This window comes from Spiroplasma endosymbiont of Dasysyrphus albostriatus, assembly GCF_964019495.1.
Lineage (GTDB): Bacteria > Bacillota_I > Bacilli_A > Mycoplasmatales > VBWQ01 > Spiroplasma_E.
Genome location: NZ_OZ026447.1, coordinates 430,392 through 447,957, shown reverse-complemented (window position 1 = coordinate 447,957; position 17,566 = coordinate 430,392). Strand labels below are relative to the sequence as shown.

At 23.2% G+C, this 17,566-nt stretch carries 16 protein-coding genes; 5 read left to right on the top strand and 11 right to left on the bottom strand.

Annotation, left to right across the window (positions count from 1 at the left end):
* Positions 1–130 precede the first annotated feature (130 nt).
* The 3 genes from AACL11_RS02735 to rsmG all read right to left on the bottom strand — a co-directional run bounded on the left by AACL11_RS02735 (position 131) and on the right by rsmG (position 2,549).
* Positions 131–1,018 (bottom strand): ParB/RepB/Spo0J family partition protein, encoded by an 888-nt coding sequence (locus AACL11_RS02735; RefSeq protein ID WP_174480208.1) that lies wholly within the window; start codon positions 1,016–1,018, stop codon positions 131–133.
* Positions 1,011–1,775, bottom strand: coding sequence for an AAA family ATPase (locus tag AACL11_RS02730; protein ID WP_338988075.1), 765 nt, complete (start codon positions 1,773–1,775; stop codon positions 1,011–1,013). The genes AACL11_RS02735 and AACL11_RS02730 overlap by 8 nt, the downstream gene beginning before the upstream one ends.
* Before the next feature lie 78 nt (positions 1,776–1,853).
* The gene (rsmG, locus tag AACL11_RS02725; protein ID WP_338988073.1) at positions 1,854–2,549 is read right to left on the bottom strand and encodes a 16S rRNA (guanine(527)-N(7))-methyltransferase RsmG; all 696 of its coding nucleotides are present in this window, start codon (positions 2,547–2,549) and stop codon (positions 1,854–1,856) included.
* 521 nt (positions 2,550–3,070) lie between these two features.
* On the opposite strand from rsmG, the gene AACL11_RS02720 reads away from it, so the two are divergent.
* Together AACL11_RS02720 and AACL11_RS02715 are read left to right on the top strand one after the other, a co-directional pair.
* Positions 3,071–3,247: a hypothetical protein gene (locus AACL11_RS02720; protein WP_338988072.1), complete on the top strand. Its 177-nt coding sequence runs from the start codon at positions 3,071–3,073 to the stop codon at positions 3,245–3,247.
* Positions 3,169–4,089, top strand: a complete 921-nt coding sequence (locus tag AACL11_RS02715) for an IS3 family transposase (protein WP_338988472.1) — start codon at positions 3,169–3,171, stop codon at positions 4,087–4,089. Before AACL11_RS02720 ends, AACL11_RS02715 begins: the two co-directional genes overlap by 79 nt.
* Positions 4,090–4,292: 203 nt before the next feature.
* Here AACL11_RS02715 and AACL11_RS02710 read toward each other — a convergent pair whose 3' ends face one another.
* The 4 genes from AACL11_RS02710 to AACL11_RS02695 are packed head-to-tail and all read right to left on the bottom strand — an operon-like array spanning position 4,293 to position 9,234.
* Complete coding sequence (locus tag AACL11_RS02710) at positions 4,293–5,210, bottom strand: ABC transporter permease subunit (RefSeq protein ID WP_338988069.1); 918 nt, start codon at positions 5,208–5,210, stop codon at positions 4,293–4,295.
* Positions 5,211–5,212: 2 nt separating this feature from the next.
* Positions 5,213–6,415: an ABC transporter permease gene (locus tag AACL11_RS02705; RefSeq protein WP_338988068.1), complete on the bottom strand. Its 1,203-nt coding sequence runs from the start codon at positions 6,413–6,415 to the stop codon at positions 5,213–5,215.
* A gap of 3 nt (positions 6,416–6,418) precedes the next feature.
* Complete coding sequence (locus AACL11_RS02700) at positions 6,419–8,113, bottom strand: ATP-binding cassette domain-containing protein (protein ID WP_338988066.1); 1,695 nt, start codon at positions 8,111–8,113, stop codon at positions 6,419–6,421.
* A gap of 2 nt (positions 8,114–8,115) precedes the next feature.
* A complete protein-coding gene (locus AACL11_RS02695) occupies positions 8,116–9,234 on the bottom strand; it encodes a hypothetical protein (protein ID WP_338958863.1) in 1,119 nt (372 codons plus the stop codon).
* A gap of 484 nt (positions 9,235–9,718) precedes the next feature.
* Between AACL11_RS02695 and AACL11_RS02690 the strand changes: the two genes are divergently transcribed.
* Entirely contained in the window at positions 9,719–10,732 is a 1,014-nt protein-coding gene (locus tag AACL11_RS02690; protein ID WP_338986622.1) for an IS3 family transposase, read from the top strand.
* A gap of 6 nt (positions 10,733–10,738) precedes the next feature.
* Here AACL11_RS02690 and AACL11_RS02685 read toward each other — a convergent pair whose 3' ends face one another.
* The 3 genes from AACL11_RS02685 to AACL11_RS02675 form a co-directional block, all read right to left on the bottom strand.
* Complete coding sequence (locus AACL11_RS02685) at positions 10,739–11,029, bottom strand: hypothetical protein (protein ID WP_338988064.1); 291 nt, start codon at positions 11,027–11,029, stop codon at positions 10,739–10,741.
* A 20-nt stretch (positions 11,030–11,049) separates the two neighbouring features.
* A protein-coding gene (locus AACL11_RS02680) for an IS5 family transposase (protein ID WP_281747819.1) occupies positions 11,050–11,839 on the bottom strand; the annotation gives its coding sequence in 2 pieces (ribosomal slippage) (positions 11,050–11,577 and positions 11,579–11,839; 789 coding nt in all).
* 502 nt (positions 11,840–12,341) lie between these two features.
* Positions 12,342–13,946, bottom strand: a complete 1,605-nt coding sequence (locus AACL11_RS02675) for a lipoprotein (protein WP_338988063.1) — start codon at positions 13,944–13,946, stop codon at positions 12,342–12,344.
* Between the two features lie 1,127 nt (positions 13,947–15,073).
* On the opposite strand from AACL11_RS02675, the gene AACL11_RS02670 reads away from it, so the two are divergent.
* Complete coding sequence (locus tag AACL11_RS02670; protein WP_252319853.1) at positions 15,074–16,168, top strand: hypothetical protein; 1,095 nt, start codon at positions 15,074–15,076, stop codon at positions 16,166–16,168.
* Positions 16,169–16,187: 19 nt separating this feature from the next.
* Positions 16,188–17,102: an ABC transporter ATP-binding protein gene (locus tag AACL11_RS02665; protein WP_252319855.1), complete on the top strand. Its 915-nt coding sequence runs from the start codon at positions 16,188–16,190 to the stop codon at positions 17,100–17,102.
* 12 nt (positions 17,103–17,114) lie between these two features.
* On the opposite strand, the gene AACL11_RS02660 is transcribed toward AACL11_RS02665, so the two are convergent.
* The gene (locus tag AACL11_RS02660; protein ID WP_338988061.1) at positions 17,115–17,555 is read right to left on the bottom strand and encodes a hypothetical protein; all 441 of its coding nucleotides are present in this window, start codon (positions 17,553–17,555) and stop codon (positions 17,115–17,117) included.
* Between the last annotated feature and the right edge of the window lie 11 nt (positions 17,556–17,566).

The following is a 17,566-nucleotide window of genomic DNA, read 5'->3' as shown; positions in this document are numbered from 1 at the left end:
TTATTAATCATACTAGGTATAAGTAAAATTGCAATTGGTTTGTCTATCTTATTTGTTTTTATTACAAACTTAATTATCTATACTAATTCAGGATTAATATTTCCTTTTAGAGAAATATCATAAAATAAATTTATATTAATTTTAAAAATTCTAAAATTCGATTTAATTCTTTGTGATTACTATAATTGATGATTAGTTGTTTTTTATTGATTTTTACTTTAGTATCTAAAGTTCTTGATAAAGTATTTTCTAATGCTACTAAATGAAGATCTGACTTTTTATTAACATTTTGTTTTTGATTTAAACTTAATTGTTGCATCTTAATAACATCTTCAACCTTACGAACACTCCATTGTTCACTATATGCCCTTTTAGCAATAGTTACCATTAAATTAAGATTAGTGCCTAAACTTAATAACGGTTTAACATGACCCATTGTTAATTCATTGCGTTGAAGCATTTGTAAAATCTCTACTGGCAATTGTAAAATTCGTAAAGTATTAGCAATGTGACTACGTGATTTATTAACTTTTTGTGAGAGTTGTTCTTGAGTTCATTTCATTTTACTAATTAAAGTTTGATATGCCTGTGCTTCTTCAAAAGCATTCAAATCAACACGTTGAATATTTTCAATCAAAGCAAATTCCATTAATTGTTGATCTGTTACTTCAATAGTTACTGCAGAGATCTCTGTTAGACCTGCTAATTTTGCAGCTTTAGTTCTACGTTCACCAGCAACTAATTGAAAAACACCATCTGTTATCGTTTTTTTAACAATAATTGGTTGAATTAAACCATGAATTTTAATTGAATCACTTAGTTCTTTAATTTCTTGTTCATTAAATACTACACGCGGTTGATATGGATTAGGAATAATTTTAGCAAGAGAAATAGTTTGTGAAAAAGTTTTAGCAATTTCTGGTGAACTTTCAATGTTAGTTATCAAATCATTTAAACCTTCACCAAAAATTGATGCTAAGCCTTTAGCAGAAATACGATTTTTTTTATCATTAGACATTATTTAACACCTCATTCACTAAACTTTGATAAGCAATAGCACCACTGCAACGTGGCCGATAACTAAAAATATTTTTACCATGACTTGGTGCTTCACTTAGAGTTACATTTCTTGGAATATAATTTTTATAAACTTTTTCTCTAAAATTTTTTTGAATTTCTTTGATAACTTCAACAGAAGAAGTTGTTCTAATATTAACCATAGTTAATAAAATCCCTTCAATTTCTAAATTGGGATTAAATAATTGTTGTACTAAACGAATAGTAGATAATAATTGTACCAAACCACCTAATGCATAAAACTCAGCTTGCAATGGAATAATAACTGAATTAGCTGAAGCTAAAGCATTACGATTAACTAATCCTAAACTAGGTGGACAGTCAATAATAATAAAATCATATACTTCCTTTACGGGTTCTAATTTTTCTAATAAAATATTTCTTTTATTACGAGATTGCTCTAATAAAAATATTTCGGCTCCCGCCAAAGAAATGGTTGATGGTAATAAATCTACTCCTTGACAAACTTTAGTTTTAATTACTTTTTCCAATGGAACATCATGTACTAAAACATCATATATATCTTGTTCAACTTTATCAGCAGCAAAACCCATTGAAATAGTAGCACTACCTTGTGGATCCAAATCAATAAGTAACACTTTTTTATTTTTTATACCTAAACCTGCAGCAAGATTAGTAGCAGTAGTTGTTTTTCCAACTCCACCTTTTTGATTAGCAATTGCAATAATTTTGCCCATAATAATTACCTTTCTAAATTAATAGACTAATATTTTATCCTACTAATTAAGTTTAACACTAATTTTAATTAATATTATTTACAAAGGTTTACTTTTAATTTGTTGATAAGGTCTTGGATATTTTAAAGCACATAATTTATATTTTTGAAAATGAAGGATTGTTCTTTGACCATAGTTGTTTGGTAATTGAACAGTAAATTGATTAATTAACTTTGCACCCATTGTGTTAATACTATTTTGTGCCAACGCAAGTTCTTCTTCAACTTTAAGACCCTTATAAGCAATAAATAATCCTTCAACTTTAACTAATCCTAAACATAATTCACTTAAAATATTTAACGGTGCTAATGCTCTTGCTGTTACAATATCAAATGTTTCACGATATTGATGAGCAAATGTTTCTACTCTTTGATTAATTATATAAACGTTTTCTAAGTTTAGTTCAGTAATTACTGTTTTTAGAAATTGACATTTCTTTGTATTCGATTCAATAATAGTTAATTGTAATTTGGGAAAACAAATTTTTAAAATTATTCCTGGTATACCAGCACCACTACCAACATCACAAATATTTTGATCCTCCAAAATGATATTATTACTAATTAAAAGAGAATCATAGAAATGTTTATAATAAACTTCCATTTCTTCAATGATCGTTGTTAAGTTATATTTTTTATTTTCAGCAATTAAAATTTTATAATACTGACTTAATTGTTGTTCCATTATTGGGGTTAAAGTTAAATTAGTTAAACCTATAGCTCAATTTTTATTCATTGCTTACTCCTAAATCAATCATTTAATAAAATACTTTATTTAAAGTAGACTATAAATATAATGTTTTAAATAATTAAATTATATTTAATTATAATGTTTTTTTAGTATATGTTTGAAATTTTATCACATAACTACTATCCTTCAAAATTAAATATTACTAAAAATAATTTAAAACCTTTAAAATATCATTTTCGTTGTATTTTCTTTAAACTCAAATATAATTAACACATATAATAATAATTATTAAAAAATTATAAAAGTTTTTTAACTCATTGCTTAATTTAAAGTAAATGAGTTTTTATGTTTTAATTTATATCATTGAAAGGAAAAATAAAAAAAATGAAAATTTTACTTAATTTTTCAAACGAACTAACAAAATCTATTAATAATAATTCATTAAACCTAATCAGTATACAAATTAATAATTGAACAAATCCTATCCAAGAACATAAAAACAAACTTGAAAAAATATATCAAAATTTTCTAAAATCACAAGAATTATCAAAGGTTTTATTTAATAAATGGATGGGGCCACTTACAATTGAATTAAGCAATTTAGTAATTCAGGAAGTTTTAAAACTAAAGATAATCGTTCTTTTGAAGAAAATGAATTAATTAAATTAAGAAAAGAATTAAAGCAATTACGAATGGAAAATGATATTTTAAAGCAAGCAGCACTAATAATAGGCAGAAAATAGAAATTATTGTCAAAAATAAAGCTAAATATAAAATTCGCACAATGTGTCGTTTTTTAAAAATATCTAAATCAACATATTATTTTAATTTAAAGAAAAAAGAAAATAAAATCAAAAATAATATTTATGATGAAGCTGTTATTAGTGCTTTTAAAGAAAATAAAGAAGTTTATGGTACTAGAAGATTAAAAAAAATTCTAGAAAACCAAGAAATTTATTTATCGCGCAGAAAAATTAAAAAAATTATGAATGAACATAATTTAATATCAAAATATACTAAATTATCATTCAAAAATCATAATAACAAAGTTAACGATAGTCAAATAACTAATCTTGTTAATAGAAAATTTAAGAATAGGATTAAAAATGAAGTTATTGTTAGTGATTTAACTTATGTACAAGTTAATGGTAGGTGAAACTATATTTGCCTATTAATAGACCTATTTAACCGCGAAATTATCGGACATAGTGTTGGAGTTAAAAAAGATGCATCATTAGTACATCAAGCATTTATGCAATCAAATCGCTGTTTAAAAGATATTCAAATATTTCATAGTGATCGCGGTAATGAATTTAACAATAAAATTATTGATAAACTTTTACTAGCATTCAACATTAACCGTTCTTTAAGTAAAAAAGGTTGTCCTTATGATAATGCTGTTGCTGAAGCAACTTTTAAAACTTTTAAAACCGAATTTATTAATGATAAAAATTTTACATCATTAATCCAATTAAAATTAGAATTATTTGATTACATCAATTGATATAACAATATAAGAATTCACAGCACTTTAAACTACTTAACTCCAGTTAAATATCAACAACAAATGTCTACCAAAAAATAGTCCTAAAAAGTGTTGCCATTCCAGTCATTGTTCTCTTCAATCAATTTCTCAAAACTGTCATTTAAGTTTTTTACCATAATTTAAAATTCCCCTTTTTCATTGCTTAATAAATTTATTATACAGAATAAAAATAAAAACTGAATTTATTAAAAAACATTTAAAACATTATATTTATTAAACTTGATAAAGGTTTTAAAATATTGCTAGCATAGTCATTTTCTACCTGCTTTAACATAAGGTTGCGCTCAACTTTTTAGCAATTCTGTATTAGGACGAAAAATCATTAATGATACTAATGCTATTAAATATGGAAACATTCCTCATAATCAACTTGGAATATTATTACTAATAACTATAAATGTTTGTGAAGCATTAATATACTGATATAAAAAAGAAAAAATAAAACAAATAATAGAAGTTAAAAAAAATCTACTATGTGCCATCATTCATAAAGCAATTGCTAAAAATCCAATACCAGCAAAATTATTACTATAAATAAAAGTACTTGGAAGTACATAAACAAATAAAGCACCTGAAAAACAAGCTAAAGAACTAGAAAATAGCGAAATATAAAATCGAGAACGACGAACATGAATATAATTTAAAGCCACTGCAGTTGGATTCTCACCAATTCCTCTAATGTATAATCCAAGCTTAGTTAAAAACAAAATAGCTGCAAAAATATAAATTGCTAAAAAGGTTACCAAAATTGCAATTCAAGAAAATTGATAAATATAAATACTTGCTAATGAATAATTTATTTCTCCAGTAAATGTTAATGGTAAAATTACTGCTAATCCATAACCAAAATAATTAATAACCATTGATACTAAAAATTGATTTGTTCTAAACAATAAGGTTGCTAAACTATGAATTAAACCAAATACAATTCCGATGATAATAGTGATAAAAAATGCCAAAATTGCAACTCCACCACCAAAATTATTTTTTAATTGTGAAACAATTATACAATATGTAGCAGCACCAGTACACATAATACCATCAAAACCAAAATTAACAATCCCTGCTCTAGTATTTAAAATTCCACCTGTACATAACAATAATAATGGACAAGCAAATAATAATGTATTAACTAAAATTGTTGAAAATGAGAGTAACATAATTATTTTTTTCTCCTTTTCCTTTTAAATATTTTATTTTTTTTAAAAATTTTTGAAGATTTTGATTCAACATTAACAATTTTAACATTTTGTTGTTCATCCTTAATTAATTCTTTTTTTCATATTAGCTTCTTTTTTAGTCTTATTAAATATTCTTTAATAGCAATAGAATGAGTTAAGTAATGCCAAATAAAAGGATAAATACCAATAATGTAAATGGTTATTGATAATACTATTATTGCAATTTCTGGATTTTTCAAATACATAAAAGCATTATTTTCAATAGGACTAATAAATAAACTCATAAAAAATGATGAAAATAAAATAACTCCTGGTGTATATCCCGCTAAAGCAGCTACTACTATCCCATAAAATCCTTCTTGAATTGGAGCAGAAAGCGAAGGTAAATTATTATTAACTCCTAAAAAATAAAGATAACCAGCAATTCCTGCTATCGCTCCTGAAATTGGTAAAATTATTAAACCCTGATATTGAGGATTTAATCTGGCATATTTTGCAGCAACGGGGTTTTTAGCAATTGCGTTTAATTTAAAACCAAGAGTGCGATTATTAAAAATAATAATTGCGATTAATAAGACAATAATAGCAATAATAATACCAGCAGAAAATAAATTACTAATGCTAAAAGGTCCACTAATTAATGAAAATCTAATATTAGTAATTTGTGTTGGAATGTTTAAGTTATGATAAACATTACTGGCTATTAAACCTTTATATCCTTCTCAAGCAATAAAATTAAATAAAATAGTGCTAATAATTTCATGAATTTTAAAATAAGTTTTTAAAATTGCAATAATTAAACCGGCTAAACCACCAATTAAAACTGCAATTAATAAAAGAAAAGGAGTAATTCATTGACTATGACCACCACTCTTATAAATAGCTACTGCCAATACATATGTTACCATAGCACTAAATAACATTTGACCACTAACTCCAAAGTTATAAATACGATACTTAAAAGTAATAGCTACTGCTAATCCTGTTAATATTAATATACTATATGTTTCAATTAAATTACTAAAACTTACTAAATTAGTTAAAGGATTAATAAAAATAGTTTTCCAAAATGATAATGGATTAACTTGTAAACATAGCATTAATAAACTAACAAAAAATAGAGTTATTAGTAATAATAATGCACCCACTAATCAAAAATTTCATTTTTTAATATTTTCCAACATATTTTAACCCAACCTTGACCTAATATTTTCCATTTTTTTATTAATTCAACTAGTAATTTTGACAAATGGTCTTTTCAAATAATTAATTGTTCTAATTATTTTTTTCTTTTTCAAACTTCACTTTGTTTGTGGTAATTGATACATTTTATCAGTTTTAACAATTATTTCATTTGTAATAGGATAATCATGTCATAGTGCTGGATTGTTCATTATTTCAACTTTAACATCTTTATTTTCCAATTTACAAACAAATTGTTTGTGATAAATAACTGCTACTCGTTGACACAATAATTGTAATAAGTACGGATCAGTATCAATAATTAAAATGCTTGAGCCACTTTCGCGTAACTCTATTATCTTTTTAATAATTAATAATGAAGAATTTTCATCTAAATCAGAAAATGGATTAGATAAAATTAATAATTGTGGTTGCTCTTCAATACTTCTTGCTAATACAAATTTCTGCATTTCTCCTTTTGATAATTTATTAATTTTAATAAAAATATTATTATCGTTAAATATTTGATATTTTTTAATAATTTCTCGTACTTTTTTATTAACAACGGCTGTTTTGACAACTCCGGATTTAGTTACATATTTTTCTTTATTATAATTTCAAAAGGTAAAATTTTCAAATAAAGTGGCGTCAGGAATTATAGCAGTATTACTATAATGTCCAGATATTCAATCAATTCCTAAATTACTAATTTCTTGCGGTTTAAAATACGTTACTTCTTGTTCTTGAAAAAAAATGCGTCCTGTTTGCGTTTTAATCATACGTACTATACTTTCAAGTAAAACCTCGCTATAAAGGTTTTCATAATCATAAATACCATATATTTCACCAGGGCGAATTGCAAATTCAATTTTATGAAAATTTGAAATATTAGGTTTATTCAAAGAAAGATTATCAATATAAAGCATTGGTACTGAATTTATCGATTTTGGCTTTTTATAATTAAAAATCTTACCTCAATAATTAGTTGTAAATAATTTAGTATTTTCTTCTAATTTCATTACTTTTGTTTTACCAATATTTAAGTTTTCAATTCAAGATACTCGATTAGCAACCATTTTAGCAAATTCTTCATCTCTAGTTGTGAAAAGGACCGTTATTTCTTCATTACGAAATGTTTTAAAAATCATTCAAAACTCTACTTTTTGACTATCAGATAAACCAACAGTTGGTTCATCTAACAATAATATTTTAGGTTCTTTGAATAAAGCACGAAGCAAAGATAATTTTTTTAATTCTTCAATCGCAAGTGTTGATACTCTCTTATTTAAATTAAGTTTAATTTTATATTTTTCCATTAAATTATTAATTTTAAATTCAGCTTCTTTTCAATTAGGAAAAATTTTGGCAATAGTTGGTTCATTACCAAGTATAATATTTTGTTTAACAGTAAGATTGTCTAAGAAAAAATCATCTTGACCAGCATAAGCCATTCTAAAATAAAGCATTTCACTAGGATCACGAGGAAAATAACATCCTTTTCTTAAACTATTAATAACAATTTTTCCTTTAGAAGGTTGTTCAAAACCAGCAAGCATTCTAATTAACGTTGATTTACCAACGCTATTATTACCAACAATGGCATGAATTTCTTGTGTTATTTCTAAATTAACATTTTCAAATATAACACGAGTATCATAATATTTACTAATTTTTTGTAACTTCAATATTGTTTTTTCCATAATTATATATCTCCATACTGATTAGTAAAATCAATGTTATTAACACCATAAGTTTGGATTTTACTTTCTGAAGCACTAGGTATAATTTTAAAATTAGGATTAATTTCTTCGTTAAATGTCTCATCAAAAATTTCCAAACCAGGCATAAAACCAAAAGCTAAATAATTAATATCATCATAAACATAATCATTATTATTAATGACATTAGATCCAATAAAACTAATAGTTTTACTATAAGTTGGACGTGAAGATATTAACCTAGCAGTATAAGCAATAATACTGTTATATCAATAATTAGTATTAATAATAAAATTAACACCATGTGTTTCATATAATGATTGGGCAATCTGACCAACACCGGCAACACTATCAGCACTATAAATATTACTTGTTACAAAACTATCATGAGGATTAGCATAAATAATTTTATATGTAATTTTTGGATTATCAATACCATTAATTATCTCAGCAAATTGATTCAAAATAGTTTGATCATAATCAATACCAATATTATTAATAATACCAATTCTAACTATCAATTTACCGTTGTCATCAACATCAAAGTTATATTTTTTATTTATTATTCCATCCTGAACATTTTGTTGAAAATGTTCAGCAATTTTACTGCCATAATTTAAATGGCTACTAGTTACGTTATCAGTATTATATCTAATATCATAAATATTATTAGTGACTTTAACCGTATCAGCAATAATATTATTAAAAAAATAAAATTTAACATTCTGAAATTGTTGTAATACTCTAATTAAGTTTTTAGTAGAATAACTACTAGTTTCACTATGATGTGGAATATACTTTTGAAAACTAGGATTTAAAATATAAACTTTTTTGATATTATATGTAGATAAAAAGTTTCTCAACATTAATGCATAATAATTATCATCTTGAGAACTAAACAATGTTACTACATGATCTTTACCATAAAAAGTTTGTAACTTTTGATAAACAAGTCGGTCATAAATGTTTTGATTTTGTGCTTGTTGATAACTTGTTATTAATAAAACTGTTGGCTGTAAATTCCAAGTACAAGCATAAATACTACTACTAATAGTAGTTATTGTTGGCAAAATTATAGTGAATAATAGAAAACGTCGAAACATAAAAACCACCTACTAATAATACTTATTTATAATTATACAAGAAATCTTAGTTTAATATCAAACAATCAATTTATTGCAAATTAATTAAACAGTTTATTAAAAAAATAATAAAGAATATAGATAAAAAGGATTTATGACAATTAATTTTATTAATAGTAATATTTGGTTTGTTATTATTTTCAAAGTTATTTTCTTTTGTTATTCCTAAAATGTAATGATGAGGAATTTTAATTTTATTTTTAGTCGCATTTACGTTCTTATTTATATCTTTTGCTAGATCATTTATTTGAAATTCTAATTTTTGAATGATTTTAAAAAACAAAAAAAATAAATTATTTACTATTAACTTTGACTTATTTATATAAATTTTACATACTTTATATTTATTTTTAATAATAAATTTGGAGGGGGGCCACTTAGCCCTTTTTACTAGACCATTAATTTAAAAAATCTGAATGTATTCTAAAAACAATTGTGTTATATAATGAACACTAATTTTGACCTGAAAGGATTTTTATTAATGGATAAAATTAAACAAATAGCATTAATAATTAACAAATTAAATATCAAAGAAAAAATTAAAATTATCGATGATTGCAAAAATCAATATTCAATTAGAAACTTATGTCAATATCTTCAATTAAACAGATCAACATATTACTTTTTAAAAAATAAACAAAAACTTATTAAAAAAGAAAAAAATCATATTATTAATTGCAATCATAAATATCAAGAATTATGCCAACTTTTAATCGAATTTCATTCTACAAGAAAAGGTAGAATTTATGGATATTTAAGAATTTTTTCAGCTTTTAAAGAGTGATTAAAACAAGAGAAAAATATCATTTTAAATATAGAATTATCAACAAAACAAATGCGAAAAATTATGAAAAAACACAATATTCAAGGATTAAAACAAACTAAAAATAACTATCCTAAAAACAAAAAAAATCCAAATAAGTGAATACCTACAATGGATAAAGTAAACAAAGATTACAAAAGTACAACCGCTTCAAATCAAATTTGATCAATGGATACTAAACAAATAAACACCAAAGAAGGTTGACTATATCTTTTTGTAATTATTGATTTTTATTCAAATAATGTTGTTAGTTATAATACATTTTCAAATAAATCATATCAAGATTTAATTCTTCCTGCACTTGAAAAAATAAACAACCAATTTTCTTGAAATCAAATAAAAAACGTTATTTTACATTCAGATAACGCCAACGAATTTTATTGTCAAGAAATTACAAAATGAGCAAAAAACAAACAAATAATTTTAAGCAAAAAACAACCATATGATATTGGCGGTAATGTCATATCTGAAAATTGATTTTCACATTTATCTCAAGAATGATTGCCTAAAGACTCAAATCAATATTTAACAATCAATGAAGCTATTAATGATGTAAATCAATATGTTATGTTTTATAATTATGAAAGAATACATTCTAAATTTTTAAAACCACCAATATTACAAATAAAAATTTAGAAATATCTATCAAAATATGGTCCAGTAATTAGGGCTAACCACCCCATTCCAATGCTCATTATTATTTCTTTTTATTAACCAGTCATTAATTGCAACTCCACATCTAAGTCCTGTTATAGCTCCTAATAAGAAAAGTCCTATACCGACACTATTGACATTACTAGCATCATTGTTTTTTAATAAACCATATATTGCACCAACACCGAAGCCCATTGTTGAAAGTAATAATGATGATAACATTGTAATACAACAACAACCAAATTCTTTTTGTCAACAACTTGTACTTGTGCTTGTCATATTTTCTTCTAAGAACCTGTTTAGAATCTTTTTAATAAAATTGAAATAAAGGAAAGAACAACCATTTGTAAACTAGTATTTAGTTTTCTTTCACAATTTTTTCATAATCTTCTGCATTTTTCTAATCATGCAAAGCTTCGTTCTACAACTCATCTTTTTGGCAATACTACAAAAGAATGTAATTCATTACGTTTTACAACTTCAACATTTGCATTTATGATTGTTTTGATTGCAGAAGCAAATTTTTCACCAGTATAGCCAGCATCTACTATTATTTTTTGAACTGTAGAAAGATTTTCTTTTTCACTTTTAATCATTATGATAGCACTATTACGATCTGTTTTTTCTGCTGTAGTTATGTAAATTGCATGTGGTAAACCTTGCGTATCAACTGCAATATGACGTTTTATTCCTGAAATCTTTTTACCAGCATCATAACCTTTATTTTCAGTAGTATCTGTATTTTTAACACTTTGCGAATCAATTATACAAAAACTAGTTTTTTCTTTTCGATGATTCTTAATACGAATCTTTTTAACTAATTTTTTTTAAAATTAATTGCAATACACTAGGTTCTTTATCATTGTTTTTACTTCAAATTTGGAAATAATAATATACAGTTTGTCATTTTGGAAAATTTTTTGGTAACATTCTTCATTGACAACCACTTTTTAATACATATAAAACTGCACAAAACACTTCATATAAATCTAAATTTCTTGGTTTTGTTTTCTTTTTGCTGTTTTCTAAAGTTGATTTTATGTTCTCAAATTGTTCTTTAGTAACATGACTTGGATAATTTTTATGCATATATACCTCTTATTTTAAAATATATAGTAATTTTACATTATTTTCTAAAAGATTCTAAACAGGTTCTAATAAATGTGTTGGTTCATTTCTTGATTGTTCTGTTGAATTATTCATAAATCTTACTACTCCTTTTATTTTACTTAGTCAATTTTATTTGATAATTAATTGTTTTTAAATTTAAAAAATTAATAAATGTGTTGTGTTACCAACATATTAATTATAGTTAATACTTTTTATATAATTTTTATTTTATAAATAAGATTTTCAATTTTTTTGATTCTCATTATTGATAATTTATCATCCCTTAAATTTGAACATATTTACGATTTTTATTTTTGTTCATCATAAATGCAATCTATTCTAAATTTTAAAAATTAAAATCAAAAAAGATTTCATTTTAAAAAAATATTTAATATATAAAATTAGTAATTTTTCAATTAAAAAACTACTAATTTTTGTATTATCTATCTTTAAGGTTTAATAATTTTTTTTAAATTATATATTAATTTCAAACATTATTATCATCGCCTTCTATTACCGCATAAGTTGGAGCAAAAGAATACGCTAAAGATAAAACATAACCATTAAAATACATTCAAATATCAATGGTACCTAAAGACAAATTATCTATAATATATTTATTATTTTTTAATTTAGATTTTAATTGCGTGTTTTGTCATCTAAGACCTTTTTGCCCTAATTCATGACAATTAATTAATTCTAGTGAATCATTATTTTGAAAAAAACCATTCTTTTTTGCTAAATCAGTAGTTTTATCTTGTAAATATCTTAAACTATCACTAAAATTATTATTTTCGTAAGCTTTAAAATCATTTTTATTCATTTTCATTGTAAAGTTACCTTCAAACTTACTGATAGTAAGGCGATTGTTTCAAATACCATCTTTAGAACAAAATTTGGCTAATTTATCAGCAGTACTATTAATTCGATTTTGTGTTGACATAGTATCGCGGATGACAACAGGAATTTTAATAGGGTTTAATGTTAAATTATGATATGTTCAACTATTAATTTCAAATTCTCCGAACAAACTTACTTTATCTAGATCTGAAGTAATTTTGCTTCTATATTTTCAATTTTCAAATTTGTTTTCAAAGGTTTGTGCATATGAATTAGCTTTATTAGTAAAAATTGATTTAACATCAGAACCTGATTGATTTAAAAATACTTTTTGTGCCATACTTTGAAAATCATTTTGTTTTTCTTTAGTAACACTTCAATTATTATTATTATTTGGCAATTGATAATTATGAAATTTCGTTTGATCACGAGCAATAAATTTAGCTCCCAATTTTGTTTTTATCTTTTCTAAAATTTTTTCTTTTAACTCATTACTATTTCATCATTTTGAAATATTTCATTTTAAATCTAAAGTAGTTTCGACAGTATAATCTTTTAAATTATCTTCAATTTTGCTTGCTACTTTTTCAATTACACCTTCAGTATTAGCATTTTGATTAATAAAGTTTATATCAAAAAAATCTATACTTAATTCACGATCTAATGTATTACCATCAAAATCCTTTCATTTTAAATCAAATTTTAAACTTGATTTTAAAAGATTTCAAGATTCAATGTGATACTTTTCTTTATTATAATCATCCATCCCAAAAGCATTATTATTTTTTCATTCATTAAATTCAGCTTTAGTAATTTTTGATTTATCAGTATTTAACTTTAAAATTTCATTAATATTAATACCAGAAAATAATGACTTTAAGTTAGAATCCTTACGTAGTTCAGCACCAAAATTACTAATGTTTTCTTTAATTATGTCATAAAAATGTTTAGTTAAATCTTGATTAGTAATTTCTTGGTTATCAAGAATTTTATTAATTTCAGTTAATAGTTCTTGTCCAGAACTACCAAAGTTATCTGGTCTTAAAATATTTTTTTTGTCTTTTATTAGTTCACCAAATAAACTATTAATTTTTTCTTCTGCTATTTTTAATAAATCAGTATCACTTTGTTCTTTACCATGCTCTTCTGGTATTGGTTCATCATTATTTCCACCACAAGCAATAATATTTGTAGTAGCAGTAGTACTTAAAATTATTGCCCCCAAAATACTTAATAATTTTTTCATAATTTATACCCCCTTAAATAAATCTTTTTATATATTTAAATATATTCAATACAACTATTATTGAAATTAGTAATAAAAAATGATTATTTTTTGTTTTAAAACATAATATTATTAAAATCAAAGTTGGATAAAATATGTTTTTAATTTAATAAATTAAAGACATATTTAAATTGTTGAATATATTTACTTCATTTTATATTATTCTAAAATTGTTTTTTATATTATGTTTTAAAGTTTTATAATAAACACCAATAATATAATATTTAGTGATTTTTTATAAGTTTTTTTTATGTTTTTACTTATTTTATTTTTAAAATAATAACTAGTTTTAAAATTTAACATTTACTGTATTTAATACTATTAAAACAAGATTTATTATATAAAACATAGTAAAATTCTACTAAGAAATTTTTCATATTATGCTTAATATTGATTATATAATTGCTAGTATATATTGTTGTTTCTAAATTAATAAAATTGTTTTTTTAAATAAAAATATTATAAACTAATACATTGAGAGGTTATTTAAGAGAAGTATGGTTGAAAAAGCAAATTTAGGTAAATTATTAGAGTTTATTTTTATTAAGGTTTATTATTCTTTTATTACAGTTTTTTTATTTATTTTATCAATATTTATATCTTTAACAATAGCGATTGTTTTTTTTACTTTGAAATTAAGTTCAAATACTTTTTTCATTATTTTTCAATATTATATTATGATTTTGTATAGCATTTTTCTTTTTATTTTTGCTTTAATGAATTCTATTAAGTTATTTGGTACACAATTTGAAGATAATTCTTTTCTTCTAATACTAACAAGGCCATATTCAAGAAAAGTAATTATCCTTTCACAATATTTCGTGTTATTTTTATCTTCATTATTTTTTATAGTATCTAATATTATTACTTTATTAGTTTTTGGAGGCATCATAGGGGTAATTCTAAAAATAATATATATTAAATTTTATATTTTAATTATTTTAAAATTATTTCTTTTTTTACTTTTTTTCTCAATTTTAGTAACTAATGGATCTGTAGCTATGTTAGCGTTTTTTTCATCAGAAAAGGTTTTTTTAATATTTGTTATTTTTTGTAGTTTATTCCTTTTGGGTGGTTTACCTTCTTCTTTGATATTAAATAAAACAGAAAATTTACCAATTTCTTTTAAAGAAGGTGTTGGACCTTATTTGGTTAAACAAATTAAAGAAGCAATGTTATTTAATAAATATTATAAAATGGGATTAATTCGTTATCCTAATTTAACTAAAGATATTGCTGATTTTTATAATAGTTTAACAATTGATGAATTACAAGATATTAATAAAAAAGAAGTTATTAGTAAAAGACAAGATTTTTATAAAAAAGAAGGATTTCTTTTAAATAGTTCATTTAATAGTGGTGAAATGGAAGGTAAAATTGATGTTTGAAATGGACATAATGATTTTAATGGCAAAACAGTTAAAATAGTTTTAGTTTTTAATAAATACTTTATTAATTTAAAAGAATTAAAACAAAAGATTCAAGAATCTAATAAAGATACTCAAAAAGATTTATTACAATTATATGAAGATTATAATAATGAATTTGAAATTAATAATTTTTGTTATTTACAAAAATCAAAAATACCCGATTTGTTAGAATATGATCTTGCTAAATCTTATGTTGAGGAAGGTAGTAATAAAAAAACATTAACTAGTGATGATTGAACAAGAGCTTTTAAAGATGGTGGATATTATGTTAAATTTAGCAGTCCATTACGTAACAAATATGATAATCTTTTTTTTAATCCAATTTATATTTTATTAAGAACTGTGGAAGATTACATTTATAATCAAATATGAATTTATTATCAAGTTAAATCAGAAAAAGTTTTAAATGATGAAAATTTTATTGCATTTAAAAATAATATGAATTTATATACTTTGATTAACTATTTTAATTTTATTGAGCACTGAAACCAAATGTGAACAAATTATATGGGATGTTATGGTAATTTTTGATTTAAACCATTAGCTTTATCAAGTATTGATTTTAATGTTCAAAAAAATACTTTATTTAGTTATCCTGATTTTACTTTTCATTTAAATAGCGAATATAAAATTGATGTTAATAATACTACAAGCATACAAAATAATTTGATTGTTAGTTTATTTTACGGTGTGTTGTGTATTGTTTTATTTTTCTTATCATTTTGTTTTTTCTTAAAAAAGAATATTGGATAAGTTAGTTAGGAGAGTATTTATGTCAACAAATGATAAAAATAAAATTTTAATTAATGTTCAAAACTATAGTAAAAAATTTAAGAAATTTCACATGAATAATATTAGCTTTACTGTATTTGAAGGAACTATTCATGCTTTAGTTGGCCGTTCAGGAAGTGGTAAATCAGTACTGTTGAAATCAATTATTGGTGCTATTCCAAAAAGTAATTACGAAGGATTAATTACCATTAATGGCTATAAAGCGGGAACAACTTTTTCAAAAAATAGTTTAGGTTATTCTTTGAATATAGAAAATTTTCCTCAAGGATTAAGTGCTTATAATTTTTTGAAATTTTTAGGTAAAACAACAATAATTTCAGAAAGTAAATTACTAATAAATTTAGAAAGATTATTAAAAAATTTTGGTTTATGAGAATCACGTAATAAATCTTTAAATTCATTTTCTTCAGGAATGAAAAATAGAATTATGTTAATTGTTGCCCTAGCACATGATCCAAACCTAGTTATTTTAGATGAACCAGGAGCTAATTTAGATTCAGAATCAAGAAAATTTTTTACTTCTGTTTTACAAGATTTAAAAAAAGAAGGAAAAACTATTTTATTAACAACTCATATGATTGATGAAACAAAAGATATTATTGATAATTGTACTATTATTGAATATGGTAAATTAATTTATACTGGACCAATTGATAAATTTGGGGTTGGTAAAATTTTTGTTTTAAAAACAAGCAATAATCTTGTAGCATCATCACTTTTAAGTTTATATAATTTTCAATTTAAATATAATAAAGATACTGATAGTATTTTAATTAAATTAATTGATAAAAATTATATATCACAACTTAATTTTATTTTAAGTGAAAAGAAAATTGTTATATATGATTTACATGAAAAAGAATTAGATTTATTTTTTATCAATTCATTTTTTTAATTTATTTTTATTTTATAAATAAGATTTTCAAATTTTTTGATTTTCACTTAAAACATGTGCAGCAGGAGGATATTGATCAGCTAATTTGTTGATTGCATTTACCATTACTTCTTTTTGATAATTATTATTAAATTGTAATTCTCGTTTTGTTTTTTTAGTTTTTTGATATCATTTTTGATTATATATTTTCCTTTTTGCTTTTACCTCGGATTTTTGCTCATATTTTTGCTTTCTTGCCTTCACTTCTGGCCTTTGAGCATATTCTTTCATTTTTTCTTTATTTTTTTGATATCACTCTTGATCATATTTTCTCCTTCTTGCCTTCACTTCAGGTCTTTGAGCATATTCTTTCTTTTTTGCTTTCACTTCAGGTCTTTGTTGATATTCTTTTATTTTTTCTTTATTGCGTTGATATCATTTTTTCTTATACTCTTTTTGTTTTTCGTTATTCATAAATTTATCAC